This window comes from uncultured Nostoc sp. (assembly GCF_937863485.1).
Lineage (GTDB): Bacteria > Cyanobacteriota > Cyanobacteriia > Cyanobacteriales > Nostocaceae > Nostoc.
In genome coordinates this window covers 20,311-34,623 of the sequence record NZ_CALMFY010000229.1, presented here as the reverse complement: position 1 = coordinate 34,623, position 14,313 = coordinate 20,311, and the positions used below count along the sequence as shown (strand labels likewise).

Sequence of the window (14,313 nt, the reverse complement as noted above, 5' to 3'; positions counted from 1 at the left end):
ATGGATGTTCTTCTCCCAAGCGTTTTTTAGTGATTTCTAGACATTGTTTATACCAGGGTAAAGCTTGGTTATATAAACCTTGGCCATCGTAAAATCTAGCGTTACCGATGAAAGGCCAAAATAAATCATCATTGCTGACGTATTGAATTAGATTCTTCGCTACTTCAGCTATATGAGGAATGGCGGGAGAAACAGCAGTGATTTGCTCAAGGGTGGGCGAGTCAGGAATATATTGGGCAACTGCTACGATTACTTGGCAAAGCGATCGCTTTAATTCTTCTGCCTGTTCTAAATCTGTAAGCTTATATTGGAAAAACTCCCTTAGCAGTGGATGCAGTTGGTAAATTTCCTCACCTTTACGCTGAAGTAAATGCAGTTTCAGCAAGGTATCATCTCTAATTTCCTCTAACTCTTCCTCGTCTTTTTCTAGTAAACATTGTTCCACCAACTTCCAAGATATAGGTGCGGCGGCAAATAAACTCAGCAAACAGCCAAGCTGCTTATCGCTGTCTTCTAATTCCTGCCAACTCAACTCAAAGGCTGCTAATACACCTCCTTGTGCGGTCATATCGGCTTCTGGTTTAACAAGGGCGGGTTGTTCTAGCCGCTTTTTCTCCAACCGCCGCAACATTTCTGTGAAAGAAAGGTCTTGTTTTCGTGCCAAATATCGCCCGACTAATTCCAAACCCAAAGGCAAATATCCCAACCACTCACACAACTGATTTGCAACAGCCAATTCTTGCTCAATTCGCTGTGGTGTTTCTTTAAAAAATGACTTTAATAACTCCAGCGCTTCTTCTGGTTGCAATACATCTAGAGATAATATCTTTATAGATGCTCCTAAGTATTGGCGCGTGGTAATCAACACTTTAAACCGGGAAGATGACGAGGGTAAGTAAGGCTTAACCTGCTGATATTCCCCAACATCGTCTAACACTAGCAGCACATCGCCCTCACGCCAATGCCGAAAGCAGTATTGCACTTGTGTGAGGACATCCAAATCTTCTGGTGGGTTTAAGTTAAGCTGCGTTCTGGCAAACTGCACAATTTGAATGCCCACATCTCCAGCCTTTGCCAGCAACCAGCAAATTCCACCTTTGTAGTTTTCACGGTAATCCTTTGCATATTGTAAGGCCAGTTCTGTTTTACCCAGTCCACCCATGCCAGCGATCGCTGCGATCGCTACTTGATTATTTTCCTGCAACATATGATGAAGGGTTTGCAGTTCGTCTTCACGTCCAACAAACTTCACCACCCAACTCAGGGGCAGATTTTGCGGTATTTCAGTTGAGAGATTTGACTTTACCTGTTTCTCTTCAGGCGAGTACAGTCAGAATTGAACAGGGCCAGTGAAAGTACTTCCCTGAATGACGGTTCTAATAGAGTCAGCTAACTTTGTAGAATTAATGACGGTTGCTGGTTGCGAGTTTAGCTCATTTGCTAACGCCTGGACTTTCGGCGCTACTTGGGGATCAGCATTTGCGGCTGCTTCCACTTCCCGCACAGATTGAGCAATTTCGGTATCTGTGTCTGCTGCTGCTTTCAACTCCAGCACTGCTTTGCCATAATCTAACGGCTGCTGTGGATTTTGCTGTGTCGCATCCGCTAACAAGGGCAACTTATTTTTATGATGTAGCTGTTCGATTAACTCATGACTTTTATTTAATGCAGTTTCACCAAGCTTTTCGCCAGTTTTTTCTAGAGCTTTAGTTAAAACTATAGTAGCGATCGCTGTTGCAACAGCCGTCAGTGTTACAGGTTCCATAATTTAGTAATGAAATACGACATCGCACTGGGAGATACAAATGCAGTTCTGTCTATTTCGGAAATATATCACACACATTTAGCAATTAACCCCCTATCTTGCCTTGCAATCAATCGCAAAGCTAATAGCGCAAGTCCATTCAAGTGGACTCAAACCTTTTCTCAGTCTTCTTTAGAAGACTTTAGCTATTAATCGGTTTATAACCTATGGCGCAATACAGTTCAGTTAAGCATTTCTTCCTTCTCTTTGCGTCCTTTGCGTCCTTGGCGGTTCGTTAAAAAAATAAACACGGAACTTCGACCTCTGAACACGGAACTCCAACCTTTGAACTCGGAACTCCGACCTTTGAACTCGGAACTTCGAGATAAAAACTTGAACGTTGAGGCTGAGAACTTGAATTTTGCTACTTTGAGGTGAAGCAATGCCTGAGTTGCGCTACACCTACGCAAAAAATTGCTGGAACCACAGGAGATAGAGGCGGATGATTTGAAGGAATAACCGATAAAAGTTACATTTTCCACTGTAACAAACCCTTACCCGCAGCCCCATTCCTTACAATAGAAAGTGGTTTTATTCACTTTCCTTCTTGAGGGAATCTCAAAGTCAACATACCAACTGATGCAATCTGATACCCAACTGCTACCACGGATTAATGCCACATCCAAAAGAGAAAATGGTAAACAATATTATGTAGATGCCAAGGGAAATCGCTTTCCCAGCGTGACTACAATACTTAATGCCACCAAATCACAAGCAGACCGAGACAGATTATCAAACTGGAAAGCGCGTGTTGGTACAGAAGAAGCTACCCGCATTACTACATCTGCTAGTCGTCGGGGAACCCAAACACACAAACAAATTGAGCGCTACCTCCTTGGACAAAACCCTGTTTGTTCCGAAGCGAGTCGCCCTTATTGGGAGAGTATCAAGCCAGTTTTACAACAAATCGACACAGTTAGACTCGTGGAAGGCTCTGTTTTTCATCATGATTTGAGCTATTCTGGCAAAGTTGATTGTATTGCCAGCTATCAAGGTATTCCCTGTATTTGCGAGTGGAAAACAGCAGACAAACCCAAAGGCTCAATTGAGCATTTATATGAACATCCACTGCAACTTACAGCGTACATAGGAGCAGCTAACGAGTATTATCGAGATTACGGCATTCAGCTAAAGCACGCTCTGTTGGTAGTAGCGATTCCAGAAATGCCAGCAGAGATATTTTGGTTTGAATCAGCACTCATCAAAGATTACTGGGAGCAGTGGGAAAAAAGAGTTGCCGAGTATTGGGAACGCAAAAGTGTTTGGAGTTAGTCAGTGGCATTGCAGACAATACGCTTGGTTAAAGCCAAAAACCAAAACCAGCGTAGGTTGGGTTGAGGAACGAAACCCAACATTTTTCGTGGTTTGTTGGGTTTCACTTCGTTCAACCCAACCTACAAATATCTTTAACCCAAGCATATTGGGATTGTAGAGAAGTTTTTAGCAGATATGGAAATTTCCCGATTTAAAGGTAAAGGCAATTATTAGTAATTAAAGTAAAGGAGTCAGCAATCGAGACACTCTCACAGCTAACTTGAACCAAAAAGGTTTTTTATCGTACTCATCAAGATCAACAGGAACACAGACAGCTAAATCATCCTCTAACATCTTTTTCACACTTTGGACAAACCGAGGCTCGGTAACAAAACCCATAACTTCAAAGTTGAGGGAAAAAGAGCGACTATCTAAGTTAACAGTTCCTACCCCTGCTATATTCTCATCAATGACTATAATTTTCTGGTGCATAAACCCATTTTTGTAACGATACAACTTGATACCGATTTTTTCCATTTCGGTGTAGTAAGAGAAGGAACATAAATAAACAAATAAGTGATCGGGTCGATTTGGTAAGAGAATTCGCACATCTACACCTCGCATTGCTGCCAGTTTTAAGGCTGACAATGTTGCCTCGTCCGGTACAAAATATGGACTAGCAATCCAGAGATGAGTTTGAGCTTGATTAATTAGTTCGACGAAAAAAAGCTTACAAGCTGGTAGCGTATCTGCGGGGCCTGTAGGAAGAATGAATGCAGTTTGATTAGTTTCCTGATTAATTTTTACCTGCCAATTAACTTCGAGAAGTTTTCGAGTCGCCCAATACCAATCTCGTACAAAGGAATTTTGTAGGCTTTGTACAGTTGGGCCTTCGAGCATCATGTGGGTGTCACGCCAGGGACTCAAGCGAGGATTTTTTCCTAAATATTCGTCACCAATATTCAGTCCACCGACAAATGCTATTTCTCCATCCACCACCAAAATTTTCCGATGATTGCGAAAATTATATTGGAGCCGATTACCTTGACCTTGGGTGGTGTTAAATGCACTTACTGCAATTCCATGCTGTTCTAAAGACTCGATATAAGGGCGAGATATTTTCTTGGAACCAATTTCATCGTAGAGAAAGTAGATGTTTATTCCTTGCTTGGCTTTAGCAATCAATGCTTCTTTAAACTCATTACCAGCTTGGTCATCGTTAACAGTATAGAATTGGAACAAAATATAATTTGTCGCCGATGCAATCTTTTTCAGCATCGCTTCAAAGGTTTGCTGACCATCAATTAGTAATTCGGCAGCATTACCTGATGTGAAAGGAATTTCTGTAAAAGCCTTCGCTAATGGTTGCAACTCGGCTAGATTATCTGGTGGCGCAACCTGAAATTTAATAAGGTCACTATAAATCGGCTGAATAAGGTTGTAGTGTTGTGCATAGACTGAGCGCAGTGTTTCAGCATATCCATGAAATTTAGTTCTTCCTAAAATCCAATACAACGGAATAGCTAGCCAGGGAAAGGTAATTAGAGAAATGCTCCAGGCTATTGCCCCTTGGGAAGAACGTACATTCATCACTGCATGGGCTGCATGTGCAACTCCCACGACATGAACAACAACTGTAGTTGTGCTAAAAATAGCTAAAACACCAGCATCTACAAGCATTTTAATTTTTTTGAGGATTGATATAAGTAAATTCTGCCAGCAATGGCTTATGATCGGATGAACAAATTTGGTCTAGCACCTTAGCACTGGCTTTCTTCACACTGAGATTTCGATAAAAGATATGATCTAAAGGGGGTGATAACAGGAAGCGTTTAATTTTCTCCTGCTCATGAGGTGCGAAAATTACTGGCGTTAATCCCAATTGAGTTGTTACTTGATTGAGGATAACTGCTCTTTTTTGATTCCAAGTATTGAAATCTCCTGAAAATATTATTGGCCCACAATGTGTAGATAACACTAGCTCTAATTCATTTAATTGTATTTTAAATTTATTTAAATCTACGAAATTGATAAAATGACTATTTATTGTCAGAAGAGTTGTACTTTTATCAGATAGCAGATACTCTGTAACTAAAGAAATTTTAGGAGTTCTAACAATTGGCTCATAATGTTTAGTAGTTATAACTTTTTTTGTAACAGGACTGATTGTCGCTGCTGTGAAAATTCCCGAATAAATTTGATGATGAATATCTACAAAGTTCGGGGCAAAATTCCAATTCATTTTCAGCCAATTTTCTAATTTATCTGCTTCTAACTTTAGAGAAAACTCTTGTAAAAATATGAGGTTGGGTTGGTAAGTTTCAACTATTGTTGAAAAATCTTTTAACCAAGTTTTATTATAGTTTTGTTTAGCAATATTCCAACTGAGAACTTTAATTGAGTTACTATTAATTTCTGTTTGGAGGGAATTATTTTTATCAATTGTGAGTTCTTGTAGACGAAGAAATCTATAAAATGGAACAAATTTCGTAACGAGAGTGTTTACGTGTTCTTGAATATTAGGCATCACTAATATTAAACTAAATTTTTTCTAGCTTAACGCTATTGGACAGTCGTTACAGAGTTATGTTGCCCAAACTTGGAAAGCTTGGATAGATAGATAAGCTGTACCCCTCACTACTGAGATCATCTTTACCACTTTGCTATTTAGCATAACCATCTGATGTTCACCTTCTGCAATATGCGGTGGTAATTACGCTGTGATTTTACCATCTTTGGTAACTGTGGCAATTGTTACTATACTTTTCATCTCATTTTCCTTAATCAATCCATTACAGCTAATACAGCTTTCGGCAATAACTTATCTTTAAACCAAACAATTCTCGCAGGAACATCATTTAATTTTACTCCCGCCTTTTCTAAATTAAGGCGCTCGGAAATTGCCAAAATTAAGTCGTCACGTTCAGCCCGTCGCACCTGAGAAAACTTCTTTTGTAAATATTCTGGCCGCCAATAACCAACAATTTCTAATAAGAAGGTGCGTCCATCAGAATGTACCAAGCGAAAATCAGGAATCATCACACTACCGGGGATTGGGATCAAATCAACTTCTCGCTCTAACGCCCAACCACTTTTCAACGCATCCCACTTATCAGCAAAGGATGCTTCTAGCATACTATCGTAGGGCTTTCCTGGTGGATAATGGGATACCAAACCACATTCAGAATTAAGAGTGAAACGTCCAGTTTTCCAAGTATTTGTATAGGCGTCGCGGCTTTGGAGAATGGACGAAAGACTCCATTTGGTAACGTGAAGTAAAGCGGGAATAAGTTTAGCGATCGCTAACCCATAACGCGTACTAGGATTAAACAAACTCGTCGGCCCGTCAATGGTAATTGTAAACCCGTGGTCAGCATCGCCCTCAATATAAGCCATCAATTGAAACAACTTTAGATAGCGAAACAACAGCTTATATTCTCCCGGAACATTGCGATGAGCATTTAACATCAGTTGACTGGCTTTATAAAATACACCCTGCACCTGAGATAAGTTATATCGATTTAACAAATCTGGCGCTGTTGGTGCATCAAAAACAGTCAAAATCTTATTTTCCGATAAATCAGCATATAATCCATTCCGAACCTGTTCTAATAAAACTTCCCGTTCAAGTTCTTGAGTTAACTCATCAGCAACTTTACTAAGAGTAACTTGTGTTGATTCCCGACTAGAAACAGACTTTGAAGCCAACGAAAATACCCGTTCTCTTAACATTTGTGGTTCCAGAGGACTAATTACCTCAAAAGTGCAAAAACTGCTTTTGAGAATATAAGCTAATCCCCGCTTCACCCGATAATCTGTAGAATCTCCTTCAAAATCAGTCAGCTGTCGCTCAAGCACACCCTGAGTCTTCCCCACCGCTGATTGAAAATAATTAATTAACTCAATCGCCAACTCCGAAGTTTTCTGATCAATCTTCAGTCTCTTCGGAATAATCTCCTCCCCGTTTTGGCGATGCATCAGTAACTCTGTTGGTAACATCTGAATTTTGGATTTTAGATTTTGGATTTTGGATTGAATAATTAATTTCTAACTGTTCCGCAACCTTCAAATTCCTTTCCTTTCCACTCCCGTACACAACCTGTAACTTCTCTTTCTTCTCCTCCTCCTCTCTGCGTCCTCCGTGCCTCTGCGGTTCGTTTTCTCTTTCCACACCTCTTCGCCTAGCCGAAGTCCCCTCCTCACTCGTATCCTCCGCCACTACCTCATATAAAATCGCCTGCTTATTCTCAATATTCCCCTTCCGTAAAACCCTCCCCAACCGCTGAGTATACTCCCTAGCCGAACCAGTTCCCGATAAAATAATTGCCACAGAAGCCGCCGGCACATCAACACCTTCATTCAACACATGAGAAGCAACCAAAGTATTATATTTACCCTCTCGAAACTTTGTTAATATCTCATGCCGTTCCTTCACAGGAGTTTGATGAGTAATTGCTGGAATTAGCAACTCTTGAGAAATGCGGTAAACCGTCGCATTATCCGCAGTAAAAATTAAAATTCTTGCCGGATAATGTTCTGCCAATAAATTAACCAGAATTCGCAATTTACCATCAGTCCCCAAAGCGATATCTTTCGCTTCCCGGTGCGCTAACATAGCTCTCCGTCCAGGTTGCGATCGCGCACTCATTTGCACGAACATTTGCCAACCTTGCAAACTCCCTAAAGAAATTTTTGATTGCTTCAAAAAGTCGTTGCGCGTTTGAATTAACTGGTTGTATCTTTCCCGCTCAAGTTGGGATAACTTTACCTTAATTTGGACAATTTCATGTTCTGCTAACGCTTTCCCCGCCAAATCTTCAGCGCGTTTGCGATATACTTCTTCACCAATGAGGATATTTAAGTCAGCGTGTTTACCATCAGTGCGTTCTGGTGTAGCAGAAAGTCCTAGTCGATAGGGTGCGATCGCATATTCAGCAATCACCCGATTAAAATCTGTCGGTAAATGATGACATTCGTCAAAAACAATCAACCCATATTGATTCCCCAACGTTTCGGCGTGAATAGCAGCACTATCATAAGTTGCAACTAGAATAGCTGTTCTATCCCGCGAACCACCCCCCAGCAATCCCACCTCAGCATCAGGGAAAGCCGCTACCAAATGTGCATACCACTGATGCATTAAATCCAAAGTTGGCACTACAATCAGCGTCGTGCGTGGCGTTGACTGCATCGCCATTTGCGCCAAATAAGTCTTTCCCGCCGCCGTGGGAAGCACAACGACCCCTTGTCTACCCGCCAGTTTCCAAGCCGCTAGCGCCTCAGTCTGGTGAGAATAGGGTTCCATTTCCAGACTGGGAACCAAATCTACAGGATAAAATTTCTTCGCCTCATCAATAAAATTAACATCTTCCGCTTGTAGTGTTTCCACTAGCGATCGGTATCTAATTGCTGGAATGCGGAATTTTTGAACTCTATCATCCCATGTAGCATAGTCCATCCAACCTTTACCGCGTGGTGGTGGATGCAAAATTAATGTGCCACGATCAAAATTTAATGTAGGGGTACGAGCCATTTATGGGCATTGGGTATTGGGTATTGGGTATTGGGGATTAGAAAAACTCTTCCTTGTCTGCCTAGTACAGCGCGGCGGAAATAAACAACCTATTCAAAATCAACGAAACGCTTACGCTGTATTCATTTTGACTTTTGACTTCCGCCTTGCGGTACTAATCCCTATTTTCTAGTCCCCAATGCCCACTCTATTGATTACTAATAACGCAAAAAGGTATCGGCTCAATCAATAATTTGGGGCAAGCAGTTACTCCATCTGCCAATTTTGGATTTTGGACTTTCCTGCGGAACGCTACGCGTAGCTTGCTTCTCCGTTCGCGGAGCGTCTCGTAGAGAAGGAGTACGGCTACGCTCAGTCGAACGATTTTGGATTTTGGTGAAGCAGCGCGGTCTTCTATCTAAAATTTAAAATCTAAAATCTAAAGTTGTTACGAGTCGTGGCAACCAGGGACATAAAAGTATCCCAAGCCTTGGTTCCATCAGAGGTCTGAATGCCATAACTAATGTATCGGCACCTTAAATACAAAAAAACCAGCCTCCCACAGCTGGTCTGAAAAATGTTTTTTGTGTTGTCTTCTCAAGAGAGTTAAAACCCAATTGCGCGTTCCCAAAATGCAACAGGCAACTTTTCTTAACAATATTGTAACAGCCAACACAGATTTTTCTTGAATATTCATCAAAAAAAGATATGAACAAAGCTAATAAGCCTCTATCTATCAGGATAATTCAGCAAATTGTAGGGTATAGATGGGGAAGGTGAGGGGCAGCAGAGGGGAAAGATGTAATTTTTCATTCTGCCCCATGCCCAATGATGACCATTTGTGGTTTTCCCCAGAGGATGCTCTCCTGCTTGTAAATTGCAATTCCCGGTTTTGCTCCTTTGGGTTTGTAAACGTGTTTTAGCTGAGTGTAAATTACTGGCACTTGATCACTCTGACGGGCGCGACTGTAGTATGCAGCAAGATTAGCTACAAATTGCAAATCAGCTTCTTCTGCAACAGCACCCGGTTCTAAACGTAGTAGTACATGGCTCCCTGGAATTTCTTGAGCGTGGAACCATAAGTCATAATCCCCAGCTACACGAAAGGTCAATTGGTCATTCTGGCGATTGTTGCGACCAATTAATACTTCAAAGCCATTGGGGGTAAGGTAACGATGAAAGTTGGTGCTGGGGACTTCATTGGCGCTGCGGCTGCGGTATTCTGGATCTTCTAGATACTTTTGTCCAATCAACTCTTCGCGGATTTCTTCTAAAGTTCGCAAATCTTCTGCTGTTTGGTAGGTGTCTATCTGAGCGATCGCAGCTTCTACTTGCTCTAAATACTCAATTTCTGTCTGCACTGACAACAGTAGCGGTTCGACAGCAGAACGAGCGCGTTTGAGCTTTTGGTGCTGTTTGTAAAGACTTTGGGCATTTTGGACAGCATTTTTATCTGGTTGGAGGGCGATCGCTACTGGCAAACTTGTATCAAAATCAGAAAGGATAATTTCCTTCATCCCCGGTTCCCAGTTTTGCAGGTGAGCCATCAATAAATCAGCTTTTTGTCGATACTCATCGGCTTGATCTGATTGCTGCAAGCGCGTCTTAAAGGTTTGCGCCTTATTCCGTAATTTTGTCAGAATATTATTCAATTTCTGACTCAATTGATGGCGTAATTGAGAAAATAACTGTTGATTGATCTGGTTACTGTAGTAGCGGTTAAGTAACTCCTGAATATCTTTGACGTTTTCAACTCCACCCCAACCCATTACGGTGTAGCCATCTTTTGTCCAAGCGGGTTGAAACTGACTGGAATCCAAGGCTTGCAGCCATTCTTGCCAGCGCTCAAATAGCCGTTGCCAATCGTCGGGGTTGAGGCTATCGGTGGATGTTTCTGGTGCAATATTTGCTTCTAGCAGCATTAACTCTAGTAAGGCTGCACTCAAGCCACTATAACTTTTTAGTAATTGCCGCTTGATTGCTCCTGGCACTAAACTTACCCGTTCTTGCCAACGTTGTTGGGATTCGCTCAAACTGGGGACAGTTCCAGTCAGTTTCGGTGGTGTTTCATAAAATTGTCCGGTTTGGATGGGACGGACACTAGATTGTTGCTGACTGACTTGATGAGCAGCGGTGATAATTATATTGCTGGCGTCGGTGAGAATGACGTTACTATACTTGCCCATGATTTCTGCATAGACATGATACAGGGCGCTTTCTCCGGGACGACGGGCAAATTGCAAATCAATAACCCGCTCCCAAGGGGCGATCGCTTCAATAGCCACCAATGCCAAACCACTCAATTGGTGTATTAGTTGTTGGCTAAAGGTAAAGGTATCTGGCGATCGCGGTGGTGGATCGCCAATACAAATATGTGCAGCTTGAGGATGCCAAGAAATCTCTAGCCAATCTCGCTGTTTGAGGGTGCGTAATGCCATAGCAATAGTGTAGCGATCGCGCTGGTAAACCTGTTCTAAGCGTGATGGTAGCCAGTTAGCGCGGATTTCGCTACAAGCAGCTGTGAGAGTGGTAAAGTCAACTGGTTGCAAAGCGATTAGTTATTAACATTCAAATGGTAGCGATCGCTATGCTTTTATTTTTGTTTAGTTAAAGCATAGTAGACCTCAACTATCATAGCGGTTACTTGGTTTGGTGATAGCTGCGAATAAAAAAACGCAGAAATCTATCATAAAATAGACTTCTACGCTTAAGTAATAACTTACTTTTTTATACAGGTTGCTTTTAGTATCTAGTTTTGCAAGCTGAAGCGATCGCTGCCAAAGTTAAACCCAAAGTACTGTAATTGTGACTGCTTTAATTTTATAAGCAAGATTTGATTGTGTAAGTGTTATAATAATAAATCTGATTTTTGTAATATTAAACCTGAAGTTATAAGTTTAGATTACAGAGACATATACTTATGGTTACTAACGCCATCAATTCGGCAGGAAGTCTTGGTAAATTTACAATTGCTATTAATAACTGTTAAAAAGGCAAATTTGTCAACCAATTTATATAGGAATAAATTGGCTAAGTAATTCTCACTAATTAAACCAATAGTGCAAATCACTCACCCTAGATAAATATTTAGCAGAAATGATTGAGTAATGGTGACTGAAGACTAGGAAAAGAAAATTATTGCTTACTTCCGAGTTACCGATTCACCATTATCTGTTACACAAGAGAATTATTTAGTAATAAAAACTGGCTGTTTTACTGTTGACTGCACTAATTCGGCAGTTGACTCTACTAGTTCTTTTGCTGTTGATTGCACTAATTCGGCTGTTGACTGCACTAGTTCTTTTGCTATTGACGCTACTGGTTGTGGCTGCAACAGTTGGCTGTAAAGTTCACTCAGTTGATTTGCTACGCCATCCCAACTAAACTTGCTTTCGACGCGCTTTCTGCCAGCTTTACCCAATTCGTCTCGCCACTCTGGATTTAAGAGAATTCGGTCAATGGCAGAGGCAAAGGCATCTACATCTTGTGCTGGTGCCAATAAACCAGTTTTTTGATCAACCACAGTAAACTGAAGTCCGCCGACATCACTAGCGACAACTGGTGTACCGCTTGCCATCGCTTCAATCGCCACGAGTCCAAAGGGTTCGTAGTGACTAGGAACAACGCAAACATCGGCAGCTGCATAATAAGTTGGCAAAATATCTTGACTGAGACGACCAGTAAAAGTGGTAAAGTCGCTCATCCCCAATTCGTTGACGATTTGCTCAATGCGATCGCGCTCAATCCCGTCGCTGTTACCTGGAGTACTACCACCACCAATAATTAGCTGGAGATTGTTGGAGTCACGTAGCCCAGACTCGTTTACTGCACGCACCAAGGTTTCTATACCTTTGCGTGAGTCAAAACGTCCTACATATAATACAACTTTGGCTTCTTTCTCAATACCCAATTTATCTCTGGCTGCTTCTCGGGAGATCGAACCAAACCGCTGAATATCTGTACCGCAGGGAATGATGTCGATATTGCCTTTACTGGAAACTAGCGATCGCATATGTTCCTTCTCTTGCGGACTTGTCGCCACAATTCGATCTGCTATTTCCAAAACCTGTTTTTCCACTGCTAATCGCTGACTAGCAATCAGAGGAATATTTTCTATAGTCTTATACTTGACTGCTCCTAAGGAGTGGTAGGTGTGAACCTGTTTACTATTTTGGATTTTATTTAACTTCATCCCCACCCAACTAGAATGCCAGTAGTTAGTGTGAACTAACTGGTATGTAGTTTCATTTTTTACTTGGAATTTAAGGAAATTATCTATAAATTCTGGCAGAAAATCAAAAAGATCATCTCGTGGCACAAACTCAAGGGGGCCAGCTTTTAAACGAATAGTTCGACAATTATCATTATGTTCAACAATTGAGTCTTGCTCCAGACTCACTTTGCGGGTAAACATATCAACTTGCCATCCTAGCTGCGCTAGTGCTTCACCCACGTGGCGCACATAAACATTTTGTCCCCCAGCTTCTTCTTTCCCTATTTCAATCGCCGGATCTCCGTGGACGGAAATCAAGGCAATACGTTTTTCGGTGGTAGAGTTCATAGTTTGTGTGGTGCTGATTTTAACAAAGTTTTCAGCTATTCCAAGTCCGTGTATAGCACACTTTCCTGAATTGTTTAGGAACTTTGATTAATATTGATTTTAATTTATTATGTCTAATATTTTTTTACATCCTCTGCCAGAAGTATACTCTTAGGGCAAATATGAATATTTAATTTCTTTAGATAGATGAAATTACTATAGTTATATCTAATACTTTTGATAGATGAAAATTATACTTTTTTATTGTATGTATAAAATTCCATAGATGAGATGCATTGACGTGAGTTCGACAAAGTTACAGTCGGAGTCAGGATTAAAAAAGGTTTTCTATCAGGCTTGTAGACCAAAGCACGTAGCTTACTAACTTGCAATCCGCTGTAAAAAGCAGTGACAGCCAGAGCAGGTATAGGACTTACGCAAAAACCCTCTCAAACTCTCATTTCTCCGTGACCTCTGCTTCCTCTGTGGTTCGTTTTCCGTTACCTGTGCGTAAGTCCTAAAAGTATCGTTGCGATCGCCAAATAAATTACTAAGACTTAATAGTGTTGTGTTTTTTACCCGCAATTAATTCTTGTTGGTATTTGATAATCCGGTATAATTTAAAACTAAAAAACACTTACTTCTCACATTGAAGTTCAAAGCAGTTACTACAGTCAACTTACCGCCTTGAACTCACGTTGTATTAAGTAGTAAGAATAACTGTTAAATATTGATGCAAAATTGGGTACTTTCTGGAATTTGCTTCGGAAAGTTTCAGATTATATTTTCAATCATTAATAAATTTCAGGAGCAAATCAGGTGTTTACTTCAACCTTACTCGCTGCTGCAACTACACCTCTGCAATGGAGTCCGACAGTTGGACTGATTATCATTATTGCCAATATCATTGCCATTGTCATTGGCAAATCTACCATCAAGTATCCCAACGCAGAACCAAAACTACCCTCAGTCAATTTCCTTGGTAATTTTGGTTTACCAGCCCTTTTAGCAAGTACCGCCTTTGGTCATATTTTAGGAGTGGGCGCTGTCTTAGGGCTGCATAACCTGGGAAGAATTTAGGTTTTTACCTAAGTTAGCCTTTATTTGATGATTCTTTTGTCTCCAGCTTTGAGCCAGAAAGTTAGTTCTCTGGCTCTTTATTTATTGAATACTGAGTTTTAATGTCTTAAATAGTGAGTGCAA

General features: G+C 41.0%; 10 protein-coding genes. 2 read left to right on the top strand and 8 right to left on the bottom strand.

The genetic code is table 11. From position 1 onward, the window contains the following. The coding region (locus tag Q0541_RS31295; protein WP_298920317.1) for an NB-ARC domain-containing protein at positions 1-1,255 on the bottom strand (1,255 nt) is incomplete at its 3' end. A gap of 75 nt (positions 1,256-1,330) precedes the next feature. After that, positions 1,331-1,765 (bottom strand): hypothetical protein, encoded by a 435-nt coding sequence (locus Q0541_RS31290; protein WP_298920315.1) that lies wholly within the window; start codon positions 1,763-1,765, stop codon positions 1,331-1,333. Positions 1,766-2,383: 618 nt separating this feature from the next. Here Q0541_RS31290 and Q0541_RS31285 point away from each other — a divergent pair. Then, the gene (locus Q0541_RS31285) at positions 2,384-3,076 is read left to right on the top strand and encodes a PD-(D/E)XK nuclease family protein (protein WP_298920312.1); all 693 of its coding nucleotides are present in this window, start codon (positions 2,384-2,386) and stop codon (positions 3,074-3,076) included. A gap of 219 nt (positions 3,077-3,295) precedes the next feature. On the opposite strand, the gene cls is transcribed toward Q0541_RS31285, so the two are convergent. The 6 genes from cls to Q0541_RS31255 form a co-directional block, all read right to left on the bottom strand. Next, positions 3,296-4,738, bottom strand: coding sequence for a cardiolipin synthase (cls, locus tag Q0541_RS31280; RefSeq protein WP_298920310.1), 1,443 nt, complete (start codon positions 4,736-4,738; stop codon positions 3,296-3,298). Position 4,739: 1 nt separating this feature from the next. Next, entirely contained in the window at positions 4,740-5,588 is an 849-nt protein-coding gene (locus tag Q0541_RS31275) for an endonuclease/exonuclease/phosphatase family protein (protein WP_298920309.1), read from the bottom strand. Positions 5,589-5,842: 254 nt separating this feature from the next. Then, complete coding sequence (locus Q0541_RS31270) at positions 5,843-7,057, bottom strand: DUF790 family protein (protein ID WP_298920307.1); 1,215 nt, start codon at positions 7,055-7,057, stop codon at positions 5,843-5,845. Then, on the bottom strand, positions 6,987-8,591 hold the full coding sequence (locus Q0541_RS31265) for a DEAD/DEAH box helicase family protein (RefSeq protein ID WP_298920304.1): 1,605 nt from the start codon (positions 8,589-8,591) through the stop codon (positions 6,987-6,989). Before Q0541_RS31265 ends, Q0541_RS31270 begins: the two co-directional genes overlap by 71 nt. 788 nt (positions 8,592-9,379) lie before the next feature. After that, the gene (locus Q0541_RS31260) at positions 9,380-11,119 is read right to left on the bottom strand and encodes an NFACT family protein (RefSeq protein ID WP_298920302.1); all 1,740 of its coding nucleotides are present in this window, start codon (positions 11,117-11,119) and stop codon (positions 9,380-9,382) included. 638 nt (positions 11,120-11,757) lie between these two features. Continuing rightward, positions 11,758-13,131 (bottom strand): glycosyltransferase family 1 protein, encoded by a 1,374-nt coding sequence (locus Q0541_RS31255; protein ID WP_298920300.1) that lies wholly within the window; start codon positions 13,129-13,131, stop codon positions 11,758-11,760. A 798-nt stretch (positions 13,132-13,929) separates the two neighbouring features. Here Q0541_RS31255 and psaK point away from each other — a divergent pair. Continuing rightward, entirely contained in the window at positions 13,930-14,190 is a 261-nt protein-coding gene (psaK, locus tag Q0541_RS31250) for a photosystem I reaction center subunit PsaK (protein WP_298920297.1), read from the top strand. Positions 14,191-14,313 lie beyond the last annotated feature (123 nt).